Raw genomic sequence first — 22,303 nt, forward strand, 5'->3', positions numbered from 1 at the left:
GGCATAGAAACAGTAGCTGCAGATAGGTATAATAAGTAATAGAGCTAATTAGAATTTATATTTTTACGCTGTCTTTTACAAAGGGTAGTGTGTGATAGAAAGGAAATGTAATATGACTGAGTTAAGTAAAGAGTTAACAGATATGCTAGAAACGCTAGGATCACATGGTAAGGATCCTGCAGGCGGAGTATCACGCTTTCTTTACACAAAAGAATGGGTTGCTGCACAAAAGTATTTAGAGAAAGAAATGCTGGATGAAGGCTTAGATGTGCATTTTGATGAAATCGGAAATTTATTCGGTACATTAAAAGGGTCTAAGTATCCTAATGAAACAATTCTATCAGGTTCCCACGTGGATACTGTAGGAAATGGCGGATATTATGATGGACAATTTGGTATCGTAGCTGCTTTCATTGCAATTAAACATTTGAAAGCAAAATATGGACAGCCTTTACGAAATATTGAAGTTGTCTCAATGGCTGAAGAAGAAGGAAGCCGTTTTCCTTACTCCTTCTGGGGATCAAAAAATATTGTCGGAATCGCAAAAAACGACGATGTAAGAGACATTACCGATTTTGATGGTGTGCCATTTGTAGAAGCAATGAATAAAGCTGGATTTGATTTCAGAGATGATACAAAAGGTATGCGTGAAGATTTTAAAGCATTTGTTGAAATCCATAATGAGCAAGGAAATGTTTTAGAAGCGGAACAAAAATCAGTTGGTGTCGTTCACAGTATTGTAGGTCAGCGTCGATTCAATATTGAGCTAAGCGGTCAAGCAAACCATGCTGGTACAACGCCAATGGGCTACCGCAAAGATTCTGTTTTCGCTGCAAGCCAAATGATATCCGAAATTATTTCGGCTGCTAGAAAACATGGAGACCCATTAGTTGCAACTGTTGGAAAAATTGAAGTAACACCAAACGTTGTTAATGTTGTTCCAGGAAATACATTATTTACATTAGATATCCGACACACTGAGAAGGATGCCTTACTTCAATTTACAGAAGAGGTAAATGAAATCCTGAATCGTTTAGCAAAAGAGCATCAGGTAGGCTTAAATATTGATATGTGGATGGATGAAGATCCAGTGCCAATGGATAAGAATATCGTTGATCTAATGATTAAGCAATGTGAAGAAAATGGCTTAAATTATAAATTAATGCACAGTGGTGCTGGTCATGATTCCCAAATCTTTGCTCCTAAGATTCCGACTGCAATGATTTTTGTTCCAAGTCGTGATGGAATCAGTCACAACCCTGCTGAATATACAGAACCAGCAGACTTGGCTGAGGGTGTAAAAGCATTAATGGGTGCACTATACGAATTGGCTTATAAAGAATAAAAGAACAAAAAAGCAAGAAGGGATTTTTTCCCCTCTTGCTTTTATAAAATAAGCAAGTAAGAACTTACCAATTTATATACAGAATAAGAATAGCTTAGTGATTGCCTGATTTTCTAACTTATTCTTCACTTTCCAAAATCTCACCAATTAATAAAGCGACTCGAATCCGAAGTGAATCTGTAGGATCGCGGAATGAACAGCTAAGCAATTCTTCCATTTTTTCGATTCTGTACTTCACTGTATTTCGATGGACGTATAATCTTCTTGAGGTTTCAGATATTTCACATTGGCAATCCAAATAAGTCTCCATTGTTTTAACTAAGTCAATTTCTTCTCTTGTATTTGGATATGCGAGTGTCTTCAATGTGTTTTCATATAAGGCCTTCAAATCTTTTCGTGGCAAGGTTGTTAACAATTCATCAATCTCTCTTGTCCGGTAAAAATTAATAAATCCTTGCTTATTTAAATCATATCCGTTCATAATCGCATCCACTGCTTCATAGTAAGCATTTGGAATATCGATAGGCGATTGAACTAAATTACTAATGCCGAATGAAACGGTGAGATCTCCATTCTGTAAATTCCTTTGCGTATTTTCAACAAATTCGGTTACACGTTTGATTTCTGTTTCATTATAATTAGCGAACTGTAATAGCATGACAAAGTATTTTTCCTTTGTAAATAAAATGGCATCCATATTATTATTTACAATTTCATCTTCCAATTGATCATAAATGCTGTTATGAAGTTCTCCAATTCTTTTTTCATATAATTGCAATGCTTCATAGTTATCACCATCAGGATCAATTGTACAAATAATACTGATTGTATCCAGCTTATCATCGAGACCATAGTAATGTGTGCGGCTTAAAATTTCTTCATTAGAATGTATTCGTCTTTCAATTAAATCTGCAAAGAAATTATTTTTCAGCAAACGTGTATTCTCTTCAATTGCTTGTTCTTTGATAATGGTAAACGAAATCACGTTACCAGCCTGTTCAATTGCCATTTGTGATGAAGGATATGGCAATGTAGATGCATCCAGCATGACGAGCATACTGTTATGCTGCCTTTTTGTCTGCACTGGAAAAGTAGCAATTGATAGTCCTTCCTTTGATGGGATTTTAAAGGTGCCTCCCATGCGACCGCGTGATAAATCGCTTCTTATCGCATGAATGATTTCCTGTTCGATTGTCTGCATGGATTCTTTTCGGAAATCATGGCTCTGGGCAATTTTTTCTCCTCTATGATTTAAAAGCATAACAGGACGGCTTAGAAAATGACCTAGTTGTTCGACAAGGGAATTTAAACTATATTCCTTGATCATCATATCGGAAAACTGTTTTTGGACATGTAATGCATAATAGAGCTGTTCTGCTTTATCATCATTTAAGTAATTCAATATGTGACGGGACAATTCACCTAAAGTAAGGTCTGTTGGAAGGTCGATGATAGGAAATGCTAATTCATTAGCTAGGAGTTTAACCTCTTCCGGCAGTTCTTTTAAAAAACGATTAATTTTGATTACGATACCTGTGCAATTTAAATCATGCATTTGTCTAATCAGATTACAGAGTTCTTGTGCATCGTCTTTAAAGGCATATCCTGAAGTAAGCAATAAATGATTATTATTTAAAAACTGAATAACGTCAGGGGTATCTGAAATATTTACAAATTGTACGTTTCTTGTTAATCCTCGGTGGCCAGCTATAACTGTACAATCTTTCATTGCTTCTAAAATAAATAAGTTGTTTAATGTCTTCACTTTATTACCATCCCTTGTGCATTTGTTCTCGGCCAGCTCCAGCGCTAAAACCGCAGCGAGACTTCCCACACCTCATGACAATCTATAGAAGACTTGCCGACTGTTATGACATGAGGCTTTGTCGCGCTCATGCCCATGTGGTGAAATCGGGCATTGACTCAAGGAAAAAGGAAAGCCGATTGAATTCAACCTGCACTTAACATCGACATCCCCCTAAAGGGAACATGTTTCCTTTTAGATGAACTTGTCTTTTGCATATAATGGCAAGAGTTATCGTTCATCTTATACTCTGGAGTGAATTGCCTGCGGCTCAGTCCGTAAGTCGCTAACAGGAAGCTTTCGCTTTTGTGTCTATTTCGTGCTGTTTCCATGAAGGGAAATACATTGTAATTATATAATGATTTAGGGTTAAAGTAAATAAAAAAGCAACGGCCTTTTAGTCATTTTAAACAATGATATTTTTTAATGATTTGTGTAAAATAGATAGGTAGGAGTAAAATACGGATAATTAAGTGAAGGATTGAGGTACTAATTTATGAACGATTTTAATAAGAAAATCAAGCGCAATGGTAGTTCATTGATTAGATGGGAAGCAAATACCGTAAGTGAAATTGTCCTCCAGATTCTTCAAAACCAGTCAAATGGTATCGTTCATAGCGTTTTCAATAATAGCTTTAATTTGATTTTTGGTGATAGAATGATTCACATTGGTTCCGTTGGAAATGGTGTGGCCCCGTTCGGTATTGGAATGGAGCATATGAATGCACAATTGTTCACGAAGCAAACCAGTGCAAATCTTCCGGTCCAGTGGGATTCATATAATCAGCTGTTAATTATTGCGAACAAACATTCACTCTCTTTAAAACAAGCATTACGAACAAATCATAAGCTTTCTGAACAAGCGTTTAATACTGCAAGCATTCAGCGTAATTTAGAATGGATATCTTCTGCATTACGCCATCAGTCATGGCAAACTGGGTTAGCTCAGACAGCCGAAGAAAAGGAATTCATTATTGATTATCTCTTATCAAAGAAAATGACAGATGCTAATCAGTCGCTGTTTAATAAGTTTGATGAAGTAGTATTTGCTATGGTAAATGGCCAAGGTTTAGATGATGTGAAAAAAGTCTTTGATTATTGGATTGGCAGAGGGCTGGGCCTTACACCGAGTGGTGATGATCTTCTGACAGGAATATGTGCAAGTCTTTCGATTTTGCATGGAACATCAAATCACTTCCATTTACTGCTTAGAGATTATGTGAAGCAATATGGGTTGCAACGTACAACGCAAGTAGGCTATGAATACCTCTTTTATGCAGCACAGCATGAATATCATTCCCACTTAGTCCAATTATGCTCAGCTCTGCTTACACAGCAGGAGTCTGAATTATCAACTGTACTAGAAGAAATGAGAGCGATTGGACATACATCGGGAACAGATACAATAATTGGTGTTTTACTGGGCATGAGTATTGCTATTCGTTGACCGCATGCCTTTTCGATTTTAGTTTCTGTTCGATGGGAAGAACATGATTGGAAAAGCATATGGGTAGCCATATGTAAATATTACGTTAATATATTATTATAGGTTGGTGTTAGTATGAAGGAGTTACTAAAATCTAGTAACTGGATATCGGGCTTACAATGGCTCTTTTTTATTTTTACAAATATCGTTGTTATACCGATAACAGTAGGAGCTGCGTTTGAATTATCACAAGAAACAATTGTTTCAATGCTTCAGTTATCATTCATTGTGACTGGTCTTGCTTGTATTATTCAGGCATTATTTGGTCACCATCGTGCAATTATGGAAGGACAGTCGGGATTATGGTGGGGTGTTATCCTTACACTTGTTAATACAGCTGTAGCTCAAGGGATGCCTTTAGATGTACTTGGCGGCAGTTTAACGGTTGGTGTTATTATTTCTGGTGTTCTGACAATATTGATTGGCATCACTGGGATTGGCCCACTGATTGCAAAGCTTTTTAACTCAGGTGTTATGGGTGTATTTATGTTTTTATTTGCAGCTCAGTTGGTTGGTATCTTTTTGAAAGGAATGCTAGGTATTCCTTTTGGAAATATTCCGGGAGAGGTAAATATTGACCCAGCGGTTTCATTACTTTCGATTGTCATTGCACTTCTCGTAATTATTATTAGTATTAAAGGTTCAGCAAACGTTCGAAAATATGCACTGCTGATTGGAATTATTATTGGCTGGATTGCATATGCAATCATTTTCGAAACAGAGTCAGTGGCAGGCGGCCAAGCAAGTGGATTCAGTTTTGAATTATTCCCGCTTGGAAGTCCAGCATGGGATATTGGAATTATTTTAACTGTAGTTCTTACTGGTTTATTAAATACAGCTAATACGTTTGGTGCACTAAAAGGAACGGATAGTATGTATGGAACTGCTGCAACGAATAAACAGTACCGTAATTCGTTTACTTTAACTGGTTTGGTGACAGGGTTTGCCGGTATGTTTGGTCTTGTGCCTTATTCACCATATGTATCATCAATTGGTTTTCTAAATCAAACGGGTATTTATAATAGGATGCCATTTTTACTTGGTGGGTTTATGTTCTTTATGATGGGAGTAATTCCGCCTGTTGGGGCATTCTTCTCAACGCTTCCATTAAGTATTGGTAGTGCTGTATTATTTGTTTCTTACTTGCAGATTGTGATTTCATCGAGGAACTTCTTTAGCCTTGTAAAATGGAATACAAGAAATGTATACCGTTCGGCAATCCCATTATTTGTAGGTATTATTATCATGACAATGCCAGCATATTATTTTAATTCATTACCAGAAATCATTCGTCCATTATTAAGCAATGGCTTAATTGTCGGTATTACGCTTGCGTTAATTCTGGAAAATCTAATATCCTGGGATAAAATTGACTAGCATTGGGCACAATCGAAAATATATTACGGAATCAGAGATTATTCTTCTGATTCCGTTTTTTATTTAAACTGAGTTAACAGTGATAATGTTTAGTATTTTACTGGACCTGAAAGCGCGAACAAAGAATATTCTATTAAATTTGCCGAGAATTGAATTGCTCATTTTATCACATTTTGTTCAAATGTGATAATAAATAGAAGGAAATTAGCAAAAGTATCATTATGACAATAATTTATAGCCGTTTTACATAATAAAAAGCGATTTAGTTTGTACGTTCTGGCTAATGACATCATACTTGTAAGCGCATATAATCAAAATGATTTAAGAGTTATCATAAACTAATTGATGACTGGAATGCTATAAAATAGATAGGATCATGAAGAGGGGTTATAAGTGTATGTCTACAAATACAGGGGCATTGGTTGATGAAACGCCCAATCAACAAAGTCATGAAAGTGACTCATTAAAGGCAAATACTGAAAAAGATAGAACGTTAGGACCTTTTGGCTATATGTCAATGTGGATTGGCGATGGTGTCAATATGGGAAATATGACACTTGGAGCCAGTATTATCGTACTTGGAGTAGCAACATTAAATGCTGTTCAGACTTTCGCTGCAGCTTTAATAGCGATCGGTATTATATCAGCAATATTTGCTTTAAATGATAGGCTTGGGTATCGTACAGGAGTACCGTATGTTGTTCAGCTTAGAATGTCTTTTGGTGAGAAAGGAACAATTATATCTTCACTATTAAGAGGTGTGCCGGCCGTTATCTGGTACGGTATTCAAAGTTGGATTGGAGCAACAGCATTAAATGAAATAGTTAAAATTGCTTCAGGTGGTTCAATCGATAATGTAGCAATTTGCTTTATCATCTTGCAATCATTGCAAATTGTGCTTTCTATGTTCGGATTCCATGCAATTAAATGGGTAGAAACAGTTGCATCAGTCGTACTTATGCTAATTATAGGTTTTGTGGCTGTGGTACTTCTTAAAGACCATAGCACTGTTATTGCAGATAGCTGGGTACGTGCTGAAGGATCATGGGGACTTCCGTTCTTTGGATTTATTATGGTATTTATGGGGAATTATGCAGCAATTTTCTTAAGTGCAGCTGATTACTCAAGAGAACTTAAATCAGGAATAAGTGATAAAAAGCGCGGGTTGTTATACTTCTTGCCGATTACGATTGCATATGGTTCGGTAATCGTTGTTGGTGCAATGCTTGCTACTGCAACAGGATTTACAAATCCTGCAAGAGCATTACCGGCATTAATCGATAACACGTTTATTACAATCTTTATCTCTGCATTCATCGTATTTGGTTCAATTGCCGTAAATATGGTTGCGAATATTGTTTCGCCAACCTATGTCATTCAGTTGTTTACAAAATTGGATTATAAAATTGCTGTTATTATCACCGGAATCTTAGGAATGGTTTCATTCCCTTGGTTGCTGGTACAAGATTCTTCAGCAAAAGGTCTCGATATGTTTGTATTAATTTATTCAGCGTTTTTAGGACCTTTAGTTGCTATTTTGTTAGTTGAATATTATTTACTAAGAAAACAAAAAGTAAATGTGGACAAGCTGTATGAAAAAGACGGACAATTTGCAGGTTCGAATCCAGCAGCATTTACTGCGATGCTGATCGGTGCAGCAGCAGCCTTCTCATTTGTTGATCTAGCATGGATTATCGGCTTTATTGTTGCAGATATTTCTTACATTTTACTTTCGAAATATGCATTTAAAGGCTCAAGATTTAAAAAGGATACTATTTTTGAAAATAAATAAAAAGTAATACAGACGCCTGCGGATACAAGAAGTTATCCGCAGGCGTCTGCTCTTTAATTCAAATTTATGAAATGATGGGGATTAAACTATCCTAAAAATCAAAGATCTACATTTTTACCTGTTTCATAATAGCCTTGCATCACGTCATGGGGGACCATGTTTCCGCCAGTTGCCCATATGAGATGAAGGGCCTCGTTCATCTTGCCTTGCAGATTATGTTTTTTGATATAATTTTGCCCGCTTTGCTGCGTCATAAGCTGTACAGGTCCATAAAATCCCGCTAGTGCCGATGGTTCCAGAAGAATTGATTCTGTATCAGCTAGATCCCGAAGAAAAGCATACAGTCTAGCATCTTGAATCGTATAGCAGCCGCTTAGCATGTTCTCAACCGTTTCACCTACAAAGCTGGAGGTTCTCCCAACTGCAAGTCCATCTGCATCTGTCTTGTTGCTCAGTCCAAAATCCTGAACAGAAACCTTGTCTTGAAGTCCTGTCATCTGACCAAGTAAAAAGCATGGGGAATTTGTCGGTTCTGCAAAAAAACAATGCACATGATCACCGAATTCAGCATGAAGACCAAACGTAACCCCACCTGGCCCGCCGCCAACTCCACAAGGAAGATAAACAAATAAGGGGTGTTCCGCATCGACCTTAATATCCATTGTTTGCAGCTGCTCTTTTAATCTGGAGGCTGCAACTGCATAGCCTAAGAAAAGTGTTTTTGAGTTTTCATCATCAATAAAATAACATCGAGAATTTTTCTCCGCTTGTTTTCTCCCTTCAATCACAGCTTTGCTGTAATCCGATTGATATTCTATAACTTGAACACCTTTACTGTGCAGCAGATCTTTTTTCCATTGTTTAGCATCTGCTGACATATGTACAGTTACTTTAAATCCAAGCTGAGCACTCATAATGCCAATACTCAAACCAAGGTTTCCAGTAGATCCTACTGATATTTCATAGTTAGAAAACAGTGCTTTAAAGGCTTTGCTGTCAAATTGAGTATAATCTTGATCATCAGAGATAATACCGTGCTTACATGCAAGCTCTTCAGCATGCTTCAGTACTTCGTAGATACCGCCTCTTGCTTTGATAGAACCGGATATTGGTAAGTGACTATCACACTTTAATAGAAGGTTTTGTTGGAATACAACATCGTATTGTTGCTCCATTGTCTTTTGCATGCTATGTATTTGTTTTATAGGAGATTCAATGATACCATCTGTCTCCAAGGTTTCTGGGAAAACTTTGGCTATATAAGGAGCAAAGCGCTTTAGTCGTTTTGCTGCATCATCTATATCCGTTTTTGTCAGTTTATTTTTGGGATTCGGGTTTCCATAGGCGGGATTTACCCAGAAGACTTCATTTGTATTCATTATTTCTTCCAGGACGGGATGTTGCTTTATCCATTGTTCGATTGTTTTATCAGCAATTTGTTTGCCTTCCATCATCATTCAATCCTTTCGTGTAATGTTATTATGGTCCAGAGACCTTGACATAATTTTCGAAAACTGGTACTACTGTACAGTCTATCATTTAATCACTTAATAAATCGAATGAATTTGCTAGTTTTACAAGAACAAATCATTATATAGAAGTTTAACCAGCTTTGCAACGGGAAACAGGGTGTAGATGATGTAACAAGGTGGTTATAACATTGAAGCATATCGGCTTAATTTTAAGTGCTGCTTGTGTTATGTTTCTAATCTCATGCAGCAGTCCAGAAACGAATGAAGTGACTGACGAGATTAATGCACAGAAGACTAATGAAGAAGTACAAGAAACAGCTGCAGATGAAGAACAATTACGTGCATACGCAGATTTGATTGTTGGCGCTTCAGATAATAAAGATTTTGAACAATTATCCACTTTTGTTCATCCGGGAAAAGGGGTTCGTTTCTCTCCATATGTAATTATAGAGGAAAAAGAGCAGCAGATTTTTGGGGCTGAACAAATGTGTGCATTCTCTTATAATGATGAATTATATGATTGGGGTACAGACGATAGGACAGGAAATACAATTCGATTAACTCCTTCTGAATATTATCATGACTATCTCTATATTCGTGATTTCAAGGAATCTGACAAGATTCATGTAAATGATATGGAGGCAGGGGGTAATAGAAGGATGAATGTGGAAGAAGTTATCCAGAAGCGAGTTTTGTCAGCTATTATGTACCTGGAACAAAAGGGGAAATGGATTCGGCAAATCTTATCCTTGCCTTTGAGGAAGTGAACGGTGATTTGTACTTGGTTGGTGTTACTGTGGATCGTTGGACAGTTTAATCGTTACAGCTGCATTATCAAACTCCAGCATTATTTTTTGTGAGCATTCCTTAATTTATTAAAAACTGTTAGAATATAGTAATAATCGAATTAATCTAACTATTAAATGCTAAAGAGAACTAATAGAATGCAAAGAGGTGGGTATTGTTGGGAAATGTAATTGATATGCAGGGTGTAGCATGGAAAAGAGAAGGCGAGTATATACTCTCTAATATTAATTGGCACGTTTCAAAGGGAGAGCACTGGGCAATTTTAGGGTTGAATGGTTCAGGGAAAACGACACTACTAAACATGATTAATGGCTATATTTGGCCGACCACTGGACAAATCAGTGTATTGAATCAAATCTTTGGCAAAACGGATATTAGAGAATTGCGGAAGTCAATTGGCTGGGTTAGCTCATCCCTTCAAGAAAAAATTAAAGGAAACCATTATACAGAAGATATCGTTGTAAGCGGCAGCTTTGCTTCGATTGGACTGTACGATAATCCGACAGCAGAGGATTATGAGAAAGCAAATCGAATCATGGAACAACTAGGATGCGATTATTTAAATGGTCGTACCTATCAAACCTGTTCACAAGGGGAAAAGCAAAAAATATTGATTGCAAGGGGATTAATGGCTTCACCAGAGTTGCTTATTTTAGACGAGCCAACAAATGGACTTGATTTTATTTCAAGAGAAGGACTATTAGCTGCGATCAATCAATTAGCACTGCAAGAAAATGCGCCAACCATTATTTTTGTGACACATCATATCGAAGAAATATTACCAATTTTTTCGAATACCCTTTTGCTTCGTCAAGGAATAATTTTTGATAAAGGCAGAAGTGCCGATGTATTAACAGATAAAAATCTTTCACTTTTCTTTAATACTTCTGTTAATGTTGAATGGCAGAAAAATCGAGCCTGGATGACAACAGCACATTAATTTCGATAAATATTTCCCAGGAAATATTTACTGGTTGCTATCAAATTTGGATTTTTGTAAGAAAGGTAAATAAACCCACCTGCAGAAAACACATCTCTGCAGGTGGGTTTATGTTTTACGATACCTACGTTTGACTATTGGAAAATCATTGCTGGAAAAATAGCATTTCTAAAATAAGCGGGGATAAAACGATAAGAGAATCAGCGAATGCTGACCCGGTTGATAAACTATAAAGTTCCGAGAAGTCATCCCCATAAAAGTCCATGTCCTCTTCGTAATAGTCCCCATCCTCCATAGAATAAAATTCAATACTGAAATCAAGATCTTCGATATATTCATAGTCATCAATGGATTCGCCGTACTCATTTAGATGAGCTTCTAATGCCTCTTTTGATTCAAATTCATAGAGATCAAGCAGTTCTTGAAGATTATCATCATCAATTGGAGTACCTTCCCATCCATTTAGATAAATATCAACAGTATCATAAAGCTCCTCAGAAAAAAGAATCCATTCCACATCCAGAACGTCCTGTCCTTCTGCAATATCCCCATTTTCAATAAGGAGTTCATTCAATTCTTCACGGCTTAAATCGAAATCTGCAAGAACTGGCTGAATCGACTCCTCTGACAGTGGTGTACCTAATTCATCGACAGACCAGAAATCTTCTAAATACCAATCCTTGCTTTCCAGGTAGTCAATATAATCTTTTTCTTCCCAGTCGATGTCTTTTAAAAATGCTTCAAACTCGGGCTCATCAGCTTCAATAGCTAAAGCAGTGTGAGGTGAAACGCTAAAACCAATAATAATTGCTAATAATAATGATGCCAATAACTGTTTCATTTTGTACCCCCTAAAAAATATTTATCTAGTTTGTTCTAGAATAGTATAATTTTCAATCACGCAAAAAGCTATAGAATTTTGTGATAACAGTAATGATTGCGCCTTCATAGGAAATATTAGTATTTATATTTCTATAAAAACCTTAAATCCGTACATTATTATATTTTTTATTATTAAAGTATGGTATTGACGATGTATTTTAATCGTGGTAGGATTATTCAGTACTGTTTTTAATTAATTATCATATTTTAAGCAAAAGGAGATCTAGCTGTGCATTTCAAAGAACAATATGAAGAGATCAAAAAAATTGCTGAACAAATATATTATCATCCGGAATTAGGATATAAAGAGCATGAGACTAAGCAAACAATTATTGATTTTTTAAAAAAGGTTAATCCAATCATTCAAATTGAGGAATTTAGTACGACAGGCTTTCGCGTTACACTTGGAGAAGAAAAGAGAGACCTGCACCTTGCTTTTATCGCGGAATTAGATGCTGTCTATGCGCCTACCCATATGCACGCAAATAAAGCGACGGGCGCCGCCCATAACTGTGGACATTATACACAGGTGGCAATTGCTCTTAGCTTATATCAATATTTGTTGAAGACAGAAGCTTATAAAGACTTTGATTACCAAATTACATTTGTTTTTGTTCCTGCTGAAGAGTACTTGGATTTAGCCTATCGTGAAAATCTAATGAAGGAAGAAACAATTAAACATTATGGTGGTAAGCCAGAGGCAATGCGATTAGGTGTATTCGATGATATTGACCTTGCCATATGTGTTCACGCAATGGGAGGGAAATTTGATAAGCGATCAACAGAAATAAATGGTGATTTAGCAGGTTTTCTGTATAAAAAATATACATTTAAAGGAAAAGCAACACATGCTGGATTCGATCCGTTTTCGTCAAAAAATGCGTACAATATGTCGACGTTATTTAATGTTGCTGTTGGCTTAAGTCGTCAGCAATTAAAAGATTCAGAGCAGGTTAGAATAAATCCGATTGTAATGGATTCTGATATGTCCACTAATGTTGTTCCAAACCATATAACGGTGGGAACTGATTTGCGCACAAAAACGATAGATTATATGAAAGAAGTGGCAATGAAATTAGATGATGCGGCAAAAGGCAGTGCTCATGCTCTGCAAGGAGAGGTTGAGGAGATTACACAAATGGGGTACCTTCCTTTTGTTCAGGATCGTTATCTGTCTGAATTTGTAATGGAAGCATTCGAGGAAAATGAGGAAATTGAAGCGATAGAGAACAATAATTTTATTAGCGCAGCAGGAGACATTGGGGATTTATCCTATATGATGCCATGTATACAAATTGGTTACAGTGGTTTTACTGGCACAATTCATGGAGACGACTTTATCGATATTGATCCAGAATATATCTATGAAATTTTTCCACGGTTTATAGCTGGCGTATTACAGAAAATGAATGGACGGATTGATAAGTCTAAGTTATATCGCAGAAGTTATGAATCGTATAAAGAACTAATTGAAGGAATTGTTAAGTAACTAACCGGGGAAGAGGACATCATATGAAGAACAAAAACTTTATTTTTCTTATTATCTTTGTGCTTTCTATTATTACAATAGCTGAAATGATCGGTTTTCAAAGCGTACCAATAGGAAGCATCTCAATTGGATTATTACCTTTAGTATTTGCCATTGTAATTACGATGATTTTAGGATTACAGCTGTTTCGCAGAGGTTTCTGGAAGAAGGTATATAGTAAAGCTAATATTGATTTCGCAGGTAAATATTTAATCTTTATCATGTTGCCATTAATGGCCCGATATGGTGCAGATGTTGCCCCACAAATAAAAGAAATACTTCAGGTCGGCTGGGTGTTTCTATTCCAGGAAATTGGAAACCTGGGGACAGTTGTATTTGGACTGCCAATTGCAATCTTGCTTGGATTAAGACGTGAAGCAATTGGCGCAACATTAGGTATTGGCCGTGAAGGTGAGCTTGCGTATATATCAGAAAAATATACGCTGAATTCCAGTGAGGGTAGAGGGGTTCTTTCCTTGTATATCATTGGTACACTATTCGGAACGATTTTCTTCAGTATACTAGCACCAGTATTGCTTGGTTTTGGTTTTCCTGTTGAAGCACTGGCGATGGCTTCAGGAGTGGGGTCTGGAAGTATGATGAGTGCATCTTCTGCAAGTTTAGTTGCACAAGTCCCTGATATGGAGAGCACGATATTAGCCTATGCTTCAGCAAGTCAATTATTAACAAGCTTTCTTGGGACATTTACAATGGTATTTCTAGCGGCACCATTACAGAAATTTATGTACAAACTTTTGGTTAGAGGTGACAAATAATGGCTAATATGTTAACGAATAAATATATAAAGTATGGATTGATATTGCTTCTTAGTGTTAGCCTGATTGCCTTTACACAAGAAATTAAACATCTGAAAAATCCAGATTCCATGCAAGTCACATCCATGACCTTTATTGGTTTAAGTACGTTATGGCTCTTTTCGATGATTGGAATTGGCATTTCTGATTTATTGCAAAAGTCACCATTCAGATTTATAAGAGAATTTCCTGTATTGGGCTGGGTTTCGATTACTTCCTTGGTGCTTTGTCTTGTAACTGACTTTTTTATTACAGCGATTCAAGCAGTTGATTTTCTTTCAATAACTACGCCAATTTTAACATTTGCAGGAATTTCTGTAGCAAATCGACTTGTTGATTTGAGAAAAACATCCTGGAAAATTGCGCTTGTGGGAATGTTCGTTTTTACTGGAACATATTTAGGAAGCACGTTGATAGCTAGTTTAGGACTTTTTCTGGCTGGAAAATGAATTTATCGCTGCAAGCGTGACGCCAGGTTTACTGGTATCAGATAATATGATAAAATATTAAATTGCAACTTTTACTTTTAACATGATCAATAATAGTGTATAATTGTATAAACAATTCGAAAGGATGTGTATTTATGAAAAAATACGTCGTCCTTTTCATCTATCTAACGGCGATACTGGGTTATTCCTACTTTGTCATTGATGGGCAGCTTCATACACATTTTGTTATGGAGCAAGGTGAGAACTTAAGTAATAATACTTCAACTGGATTTCATCCTGCAGATGACGGGAAGCAGAAGATTGCAATTAATAAATCTGAGTATTTATTATTTCTATTCTTATGCCTGCCATACTTATCTCATTTTTTCATTAAGCTCATTAGAAGACTCATGGTGCTAACACCAGTATTTTACCAATCCAATTATGTGATCAGAACTCTTTTAATTAAATAAAAAATTTAATTAAAAGGAGGCCATGTCCATGATGTGGATTCGATTTATTATATTGGGATTCTTTTCTTTAACAGCCTTGTCAGTATTTTTCTATCAGGGTATAGAAACGGTTCATGCGTTAAAAGAGTATTTCAGTCTAAATAAATATTTATAATCATAAAAACTGCTCCTGATTTAATCGGGAGCAGTTTTTTTAGTATGTCATCTTAGTGGATTTTGATGATAAAACTATGTGGGCAGTGAGAAAATGCAAGTATCAAAGGTTTCGTGCTAAAATAGATAGGGACTATATAATTTTGGGGGAGTGTTACATATGAATATTGCTACAATTGGAACGGGAAGTATTGTGGAATTATTTTTATCAGCTGTGCGTGAGGTTGATGGGGCCCGGTGTGTTGCTGTGTATTCACGGAAGGAAGAAACAGCGAAAACTTTAGCAGATAAATTTGACGTTTCAGCAATTTATACCGATTTAAATGAACTGATGAGCGATTCTGCTATTGATTTCGTTTATATTGCATCACCAAACAGTCTGCATTTTGAACAAGCATATCTTGCATTACAGCATGGTAAGCACGTAATTTGCGAAAAACCATTTACATCAACTGTACGTGAAACCGAACAGTTAATAGAGCTGGCAAAACAAAAACAACTGATGCTTTTTGAAGCAATTTCAACAATTCATATGCCAAACTATAAATTAGTGAAAGAGCATATTGCCAGTCTTGGTCCAATTAAGTTCATTCAATGTAACTACAGTCAATTTTCAAGCAGGTATGAAGTATTATTAAGTGGGGAAACACCGAACATTTTTAATCCGAAATTTTCTGGAGGTGCTTTGGTAGATATTAATGTTTATAATCTGCACTTTGTAATGAATCTGTTTGGAAAACCGGAAAAAGTTAGCTATACAGCAAATAAACACGAAAACGGAATTGATACATCTGGTGTTGCGGTACTGTCCTATCCGAATTATATCGCTGAGTGTGTCGGTGCTAAAGATACACAGAGTATGAACTTTGCAATGATTCAAGGCGAAAAAGGCTATTTGAACGTAGTGAACGGTGCGAATGGTTGTCAAGAGGTTATAATTAAGAAGGAAAATCGGGAAATTAAGCTCAATACCCAAACAAATGAAAACCGTCTTTATTATGAGGTAGCTGAAATGCAGAAGATTTTTGCAGAAAAAGATTTTGAACAATGCTATGAGTTGCTTGATTATACAAAGTCAGTAGTTGAAGTATTAGAGGCAGCCAGAAAAGATGCAAGTATTGCCTTTGAAGCAGATTCGCTTTAAATAGCAAGAGATGATTTTCCAGAATTGCTTCATATAGATAATACTTGACTGTTTCTAATCAATTACCTAAAGTAAAATGATATTCAAATAATAAGGGGAATAGGAATGAACAGTTATTCGGAAGGTAAGATACAAGCGTTTCAGAAACAAAATGAAAATCGTGCTCGATTTTTAATTAAATGTCCAGATCAACCAGGGATTGTAGCGGCAGTTTCAAAGTTTCTCTATGAACACAATGCCAATATTGTCGCATCAGATCAGTTTACGATGAACCCTGAAGGAGGGGAATTTTTTATTCGGATTGAATTTGAATGTCCGAATTTAAAAGAGCAGGCAGGTAAACTGGAGACAACGTTTCTTCCAATTGCAGAGGAATTTAATATGGAATGGGAGATTATGTATGTACGTGATATTAAAAACATGGCCATATTTGTCTCCAATGAACCGCATTGTTTATTAGAGCTCCTATGGGAATGGCAAAGTGGCGATCTAATGGCAAACATTGCGCTTGTGATTAGTAATCATGAGACCGCACGTGAGATGGTAGAGTCGCTTGGAATTCCATTTTATTATATACCAGCGAATAAGGACATCCGTCATCAGGTGGAAGAAAAACAGAAGCAGCTGCTTGAACAATATGAAGTCGATTTAATTGTGCTTGCACGTTATATGCAGATTTTGACTCCAGAATTTGTGGGGCATTTTGAAAATCGTATTATCAATATCCATCATTCGTTTCTACCAGCATTTATTGGGGCGAAACCATATGAGCGCGCCTATCAGCGTGGTGTGAAAATGATTGGTGCCACATCCCACTATGTAACGAATGATTTGGATGAAGGCCCAATCATTGAACAGAATATAGGCAGAGTCGATCATCGTGATAACGGAGAAGATATGAAAAAAATTGGTCAATCCATTGAGCGAAGTGTACTAGCTCGAGCAGTAAAATGGCATCTCGAAGACCGCATTATTGTCTATAAAAATAAAACGATTGTATTTTAATCAAAGGACCAGCTCTGGTAAAAGAGCCGGCCTTTTTTTATAGCTTAATTTCGGATTGTAGATATTTATAAATCCGTACTAAGTGCCGTAGTATGAGCAAACTCAACCGCCACGAATTGCTGCCGGCGAATACATTCTCAGCCCCCTCTAGAAAGCTGCTCAGCAGACGTGTGTTGGAAAGTGACGGTTGTTTTGGATGAAACAACAGGAAGAATGAACCAAGAGAAGACTAGCGCGGATTGAGATAAGGAATTTTCGATTGAGGGCGTAAAAAGCTGGGGAAAGAGGCTGGGGAGAAGTTAAAATGTTGTGGAGTGGTTAGAGATTAGTAAACGGTTATATAATGAAGAGGGTAAAGTCTTGGATTACTAAATTTTGAAAATAGTAAGTGCTTTACAAGAAATTAAGCTTATGGTATCTTGAAGACAGAAAACTTCATCATTATTTTTACGCTAGGGGAGCTGTGAAAGCGGCTGAGAAGAACTGGTTTGTTCTGACCCTTTGAACCCGAACTAGATAATACTAGCGTGGGGAAGTGTAGTCAATCTGTATATCTTTTATAGATAATTAATACATACATGTAGACTGCATTCCCTGGGAATGTAGTTTTTTGTGTTGCAAATAGGGATTATAGAGCTCTCTATTTGTTTAACGAGGAAACGATCAAAAGAATAATGGATCCAAAGTTTTCTAACAAAACTTAAAGTGGAAATGAGGAGGAGTTTTACATGGTTAAGCATGCGTGTATAAAAAATGATATTGCGGGGGCAAGTTTTTCAATTCATCCGATGAGTGACCAGTTTGTAGAAATCATTAAAGGTGCTCTTGAAGAGGCAGATACGACGAAAGTTCATATGGATACAGATGATGTAACAACAACCGTAAGAGGCAAGCTCACACATGTTTTTGATGTGACAAAGGCAATATTTGTTCATGCAGCAAAGAGTGGGAAGCATGTTGCATTTGAAGCTACGTATTCATTAGGATGCCCTGGGGATTCAAAAGGGGAGGCTTATATGGCAGAAGATGAGATTCCGCTGAATGCAGAGCTTGTCAATATAAAGCAGCGCGTTGCGGCGAAATTTTCCTTGTATCCATTAGGGGGCGGTAATTATATGGATGTAATTTACAGTCAAATTGAGGCAATGAAGCAATATGTAGATGTTAGTCATGCTCATTATGCGACACGATTAGACGGTGAAGCGATTGCAATCTTTAATGGCCTGGGACAGGTTTTTAAAGCCACGGTTGAAGGTGGATCCAGTCATACTGTAATGACCGTATCAATGTCAGCAAACAGTCCTTCACATTCAGGAATTGATCGCGATGAATAATTGGCGTTTTAAAGAAATTGTTGTTTTATCCGCACTGTCTGTTGTTTTTGGTGTTGTATATTTAGCCTTTTTGCCGCTTGGAGCCGTCTTAGTTGGTTTCCTTGGCCCTATTGGCTATGATTTTATTTTTGGTATTTGGTTTATTGTTTCAATCATTGCTGCATACATTATTCGAAAGCCTGGAGCTGCATTTTTATCTGAAACGATTGCAGCTATGGTCGAAGTGTTAATCGGAAATGCTGTTGGTCCAATGCTTATTGTCACTGGAATGGTTCAAGGTATTGGTGCTGAAGCTGTATTTGCTGCAGCAAGATGGAAGAATTACTCGGTTTGGATACTGATGGCAGCGGGAATGGGATCAGCCATTACAAGCTTTATCTATGGTTATTTTATGAGCGGTTATGCCGCTTTAGCTACAGAATACGTTGTAGCGATGCTCATTGTCCGGCTGATCAGTGGAGCATTAATTGCTGGATTATTAGGAAAGGCATTAAGTGATGGTCTAGCTAAAACAGGGGTGTTATCAAGTTTTGCTTTAGGCAAAGAATATCGGAGGAAAAATGTGGCATGAGCAGGATGGTAGAAGTAAACCAATTCTATTTAAAATTTGAAGCGAATCCAGACAGATATACTTTATCTGATTTGAATTTCTGCTTGAATCATGGTGAAAGCTTATTGCTTCTCGGACCCAGTGGCTGCGGAAAAAGCACATTAACATATTGTCTGAACGGGCTGTACCCACGCGAACTAGATGGAGAGATGCGTGGAGAAATTGTTATTAATGGAAAACCAGCGACAGAATACCGACCAGGGGAAATTAGTCAACAGGTCGGAGTTGTTTTCCAGGATCCAGAGACACAATTTTGTATGCTTACTGTTGAAGATGAAGTAGCCTTTGGGTTAGAGAATATTGGCGTTCCACATGAAATAATGGAAGGGAAAATTAACCATGTTCTTGAAATGGTACAGTTGCTTGCATTTAAAAAATCTGCAATAAGCTCGCTTTCAGGAGGGCAGAAGCAAAGATTAGCACTTGCATGTATTCTTGCGTTAGAGCCTTCATTATTAATTTTAGATGAACCAACAGCCAACCTTGACCCAATTGCAAAGAAAGATGTTATTCATACCATCCAATCGATACAGGAAAAAACGAATTGTTCCCTTATTATAATTGAGCACCAGCTGGACGGCTGGACAGAACTTACAGAGCGTTGTCTTTTGCTGAATCGAAAGGGGATAATATTTTATGATGGCGATATAAGAGATGCCATTGCCTTTAAGTTAGATGAATTACAAGAACAAGGTATTTGGCTGCCAAAAATAACACAGTATTTATTGAAAAAAAGACTGAAAACAGAGCAGAAGTTACCGCTGACTGTAAAGGAATTTGAGGAAAAACCTTTTTCTTTATTCGGGAATGAGGAAGTGAATGAAGGAAATAATCTGCCTGAAGCAGGTTTGCCTTATATTAAAGCTTCTCATATATCATGGAAGGTAGGACAGCAGCCAATTATTCAAGATATATCGCTAACACTTTACAATGGTGAATTTATTGCGATTGTGGGTGCGAATGGCAGTGGGAAAACCTCCTTTTCCAGAATACTAGCGGGGATTCAACGGCCAACAAAGGGAAGCGTTTCTATAAAGGATAGAAAGCTTGGAAGTTGGAAGGAGTCGCAATTACGGGAAGAGGTCGGCTATGTTTTTCAGAATCCAGAGCATCAGTTTATTGCAAACACGGTTTTTGATGAAATTGCATTTAGTCTGCGGTTAAAAATGGAAAACGAAGCAGTAGTTAAAGAGAAAGTCCAGGCAGTATTGGAAACATGTGGATTATTACAACTACAGCATGAGCATCCATATGCTCTGAGCCAAGGGCAAAAGCGGCGTTTGAGTGTTGCGGCAATGATTGTTGATGATCAGCCATTTCTGTTGCTGGATGAACCAACTTTCGGGCAAGATGCCTCTTCCAATGCTGAGCTGATGGGACTGCTGCAAGGAAGGTATGAATCGGGAGCAACAATTGCGATGATTACACATGATATGGAATTGATTCATGATTTTGCGACAAGGGTTATTGTTCTTCACAAAGGCAGACTTGTTGCAGATCTCGCACCGACGGAACTGTGGCAGCTGCCAATAGAAAAATTGCATAAATGGCAGCTTGCATTACCAATTCAAGTTCAGGTTCAGAACTGTTTAAAAAAGGAAGGTGATTATGCTGCTCAATCATCTTAATCCAAGCATAAAAGCATTAACAGTCTGTATATTAATTGTACATTTGGCATTTGTGTTTGAGCCGATGACCGTACTTTTATTTTTGATTTGGACAATTGCGGCAACCTTTATCTTCGGTAGGGTGAATTGGAAAAAATATGTTCTCTATTTTCTTCCTTTTTTCATATTTGCTATCGGAATGCTCTGGACAACAATTGCGTTTGCAGATCCATCGGAGCATACAAATGAGGTTATCACCGTGCTTGGACTAACTCTGCCACTTGATTCATTTCTTGTTGCTTTGGCTCTTTCACTGCGAATATTAAATGTTGCGGCATTATCCTTAATGTTTATTTTTACAACCAATACGGTTGATTTTATTTTAAGCCTGATTCAGCAATTAAAACTTCCACCTAAAATCGCTTATGGGGTTTTGGCGGGATACCGATTTTTACCGATGATGAAGGATGAAATTAAAATAATCCATGCTGCACATCAAGTTCGTGGTGTTAGCCAAGGAAAATCATTAAAAGATAAACTTTCCCAATATAAACGCTTTGCAATTCCGTTGCTGGCAAGTGCGATTCGAAGAGCAGAAAGAACTGCTGTTGCTATGGAATCAAAAGGATTTACAGGTGATCGAAATAGAACCTTTTATCGTCGCTTTTTTATAACTAAACGAGATTTTATACTCCCTGGAATTCTGCTTTTCGGATTTTGGGGAGCATGGTTTTTATAAATATAAACCCGTAATCAGTCTAGCCGATTATGGGTTCTTTTTAATAGTATAGGAAACTATAAAATTTGAATGCTGTGGATAACTTAGATACCGGAGGAGCCACGTCCAGCTCCAGCGCCCAGCGAGACTTCACTCACCTCCGTACGATAAAGAAGACTTGCCGATTGTCAAGATATGAGGCTTAGTCGCACTTATACCCTTGTGGTGAAATCGGGCATCGACTCTGGGGAAAAGGATGGCCGATTAAAATCAGGCTGCGCCTAACATCGGCATACCCTAAAGGGCATGTTTCCTTTTAGATGAACTTGACTTTTCGCCCATAAAGGCGAAAGTCATAGTTCATCTTATACTCTGGAGTGAATCTCCTTCGTAAGAATGTTCGACAAGCCGAACCACCCTACAGTACGGGGCGCAGTCCGTACGTCGCAAACCAGGCGCTTCCGCTTTTGTTCTATAAAAAAGCTCAAAATTAAATATATAATTCCAACCAAAATACTTGTGATTGAAATGTAAATCAGTTATATTTAAAATTAGCATTTCTTTGAAATAGTATAAAAACTGT

General features: G+C 37.1%; 20 protein-coding genes and 1 riboswitch. Of the genes, 17 read left to right on the top strand and 3 right to left on the bottom strand.

All coding sequences use genetic code 11. From position 1 onward, the window contains the following. Nucleotides 1-112 precede the first annotated feature (112 nt). On the top strand, nt 113-1,345 hold the full coding sequence (gene allC / locus NSQ77_RS16270; RefSeq protein ID WP_339227086.1) for an allantoate deiminase: 1,233 nt from the start codon (nt 113-115) through the stop codon (nt 1,343-1,345). Between the two features lie 118 nt (nt 1,346-1,463). On the opposite strand, the gene NSQ77_RS16275 is transcribed toward allC, so the two are convergent. Continuing rightward, a complete protein-coding gene (locus NSQ77_RS16275; RefSeq protein ID WP_339227087.1) occupies nt 1,464-3,110 on the bottom strand; it encodes a PucR family transcriptional regulator ligand-binding domain-containing protein in 1,647 nt (548 codons plus the stop codon). Nucleotides 3,111-3,645: 535 nt separating this feature from the next. Between NSQ77_RS16275 and NSQ77_RS16280 the strand changes: the two genes are divergently transcribed. The 3 genes from NSQ77_RS16280 (at nt 3,646) to NSQ77_RS16290 (ending at nt 7,804) form a co-directional block, all read left to right on the top strand. After that, on the top strand, nt 3,646-4,596 hold the full coding sequence (locus NSQ77_RS16280) for a DUF2877 domain-containing protein (protein WP_339227088.1): 951 nt from the start codon (nt 3,646-3,648) through the stop codon (nt 4,594-4,596). A gap of 114 nt (nt 4,597-4,710) precedes the next feature. Next, the gene (locus NSQ77_RS16285) at nt 4,711-6,012 is read left to right on the top strand and encodes a uracil/xanthine transporter (protein ID WP_339227089.1); all 1,302 of its coding nucleotides are present in this window, start codon (nt 4,711-4,713) and stop codon (nt 6,010-6,012) included. A gap of 397 nt (nt 6,013-6,409) precedes the next feature. Beyond that, on the top strand, nt 6,410-7,804 hold the full coding sequence (locus NSQ77_RS16290; protein ID WP_339227090.1) for an NCS1 family transporter: 1,395 nt from the start codon (nt 6,410-6,412) through the stop codon (nt 7,802-7,804). A gap of 98 nt (nt 7,805-7,902) precedes the next feature. Here NSQ77_RS16290 and NSQ77_RS16295 read toward each other — a convergent pair whose 3' ends face one another. Next, nucleotides 7,903-9,255 carry a D-serine ammonia-lyase gene (locus NSQ77_RS16295; RefSeq protein ID WP_339227092.1) on the bottom strand — a complete coding sequence of 451 codons (1,353 nt, stop codon included), beginning with the start codon at nt 9,253-9,255 and terminating at the stop codon, nt 7,903-7,905. Nucleotides 9,256-9,464: 209 nt separating this feature from the next. On the opposite strand from NSQ77_RS16295, the gene NSQ77_RS16300 reads away from it, so the two are divergent. Then, complete coding sequence (locus NSQ77_RS16300; protein ID WP_339227094.1) at nt 9,465-10,043, top strand: hypothetical protein; 579 nt, start codon at nt 9,465-9,467, stop codon at nt 10,041-10,043. Nucleotides 10,044-10,240: 197 nt separating this feature from the next. After that, on the top strand, nt 10,241-11,023 hold the full coding sequence (locus NSQ77_RS16305; RefSeq protein WP_339227095.1) for an ABC transporter ATP-binding protein: 783 nt from the start codon (nt 10,241-10,243) through the stop codon (nt 11,021-11,023). A 145-nt stretch (nt 11,024-11,168) separates the two neighbouring features. Here NSQ77_RS16305 and NSQ77_RS16310 read toward each other — a convergent pair whose 3' ends face one another. Continuing rightward, a complete protein-coding gene (locus NSQ77_RS16310) occupies nt 11,169-11,864 on the bottom strand; it encodes a processed acidic surface protein (RefSeq protein ID WP_339227096.1) in 696 nt (231 codons plus the stop codon). 270 nt (nt 11,865-12,134) lie between these two features. Between NSQ77_RS16310 and NSQ77_RS16315 the strand changes: the two genes are divergently transcribed. From NSQ77_RS16315 to NSQ77_RS16365, 11 genes are all read left to right on the top strand, one after another. Then, the gene (locus NSQ77_RS16315) at nt 12,135-13,394 is read left to right on the top strand and encodes a M20/M25/M40 family metallo-hydrolase (protein ID WP_339227097.1); all 1,260 of its coding nucleotides are present in this window, start codon (nt 12,135-12,137) and stop codon (nt 13,392-13,394) included. 23 nt (nt 13,395-13,417) lie between these two features. Further along, nucleotides 13,418-14,209: a DUF3100 domain-containing protein gene (locus NSQ77_RS16320; RefSeq protein ID WP_339227098.1), complete on the top strand. Its 792-nt coding sequence runs from the start codon at nt 13,418-13,420 to the stop codon at nt 14,207-14,209. Further along, nucleotides 14,209-14,697, top strand: a complete 489-nt coding sequence (locus NSQ77_RS16325; RefSeq protein ID WP_339227099.1) for a hypothetical protein — start codon at nt 14,209-14,211, stop codon at nt 14,695-14,697. Before NSQ77_RS16320 ends, NSQ77_RS16325 begins: the two co-directional genes overlap by 1 nt. A 134-nt stretch (nt 14,698-14,831) precedes the next feature. Beyond that, nucleotides 14,832-15,149 (top strand): hypothetical protein, encoded by a 318-nt coding sequence (locus NSQ77_RS16330; protein WP_339227100.1) that lies wholly within the window; start codon nt 14,832-14,834, stop codon nt 15,147-15,149. A 28-nt stretch (nt 15,150-15,177) separates the two neighbouring features. Then, the gene (locus tag NSQ77_RS16335) at nt 15,178-15,303 is read left to right on the top strand and encodes a hypothetical protein (RefSeq protein ID WP_339227101.1); all 126 of its coding nucleotides are present in this window, start codon (nt 15,178-15,180) and stop codon (nt 15,301-15,303) included. A gap of 159 nt (nt 15,304-15,462) precedes the next feature. Continuing rightward, nucleotides 15,463-16,446, top strand: a complete 984-nt coding sequence (locus NSQ77_RS16340; protein ID WP_339227102.1) for a Gfo/Idh/MocA family oxidoreductase — start codon at nt 15,463-15,465, stop codon at nt 16,444-16,446. A 105-nt stretch (nt 16,447-16,551) separates the two neighbouring features. Then, nucleotides 16,552-17,451, top strand: coding sequence for a formyltetrahydrofolate deformylase (gene purU / locus NSQ77_RS16345; protein ID WP_339227103.1), 900 nt, complete (start codon nt 16,552-16,554; stop codon nt 17,449-17,451). A 444-nt stretch (nt 17,452-17,895) separates the two neighbouring features. After that, nucleotides 17,896-18,002, top strand: a riboswitch (TPP riboswitch). Nucleotides 18,003-18,179: 177 nt separating this feature from the next. Beyond that, nucleotides 18,180-18,785 carry a YkoF family thiamine/hydroxymethylpyrimidine-binding protein gene (locus NSQ77_RS16350; protein WP_339227104.1) on the top strand — a complete coding sequence of 202 codons (606 nt, stop codon included), beginning with the start codon at nt 18,180-18,182 and terminating at the stop codon, nt 18,783-18,785. Beyond that, on the top strand, nt 18,778-19,356 hold the full coding sequence (locus NSQ77_RS16355; RefSeq protein WP_339227105.1) for an ECF transporter S component: 579 nt from the start codon (nt 18,778-18,780) through the stop codon (nt 19,354-19,356). Before NSQ77_RS16350 ends, NSQ77_RS16355 begins: the two co-directional genes overlap by 8 nt. Further along, nucleotides 19,353-21,023 (top strand): ABC transporter ATP-binding protein, encoded by a 1,671-nt coding sequence (locus tag NSQ77_RS16360; protein WP_339227106.1) that lies wholly within the window; start codon nt 19,353-19,355, stop codon nt 21,021-21,023. The genes NSQ77_RS16355 and NSQ77_RS16360 overlap by 4 nt, the downstream gene beginning before the upstream one ends. Then, nucleotides 21,004-21,741, top strand: coding sequence for an energy-coupling factor transporter transmembrane component T (locus tag NSQ77_RS16365; RefSeq protein ID WP_339227107.1), 738 nt, complete (start codon nt 21,004-21,006; stop codon nt 21,739-21,741). Before NSQ77_RS16360 ends, NSQ77_RS16365 begins: the two co-directional genes overlap by 20 nt. The last annotated feature ends 562 nt before the right edge of the window (nt 21,742-22,303 follow it).

This window comes from Oceanobacillus sp. FSL K6-2867 (assembly GCF_037963145.1).
GTDB lineage: Bacteria > Bacillota > Bacilli > Bacillales > Amphibacillaceae > Oceanobacillus.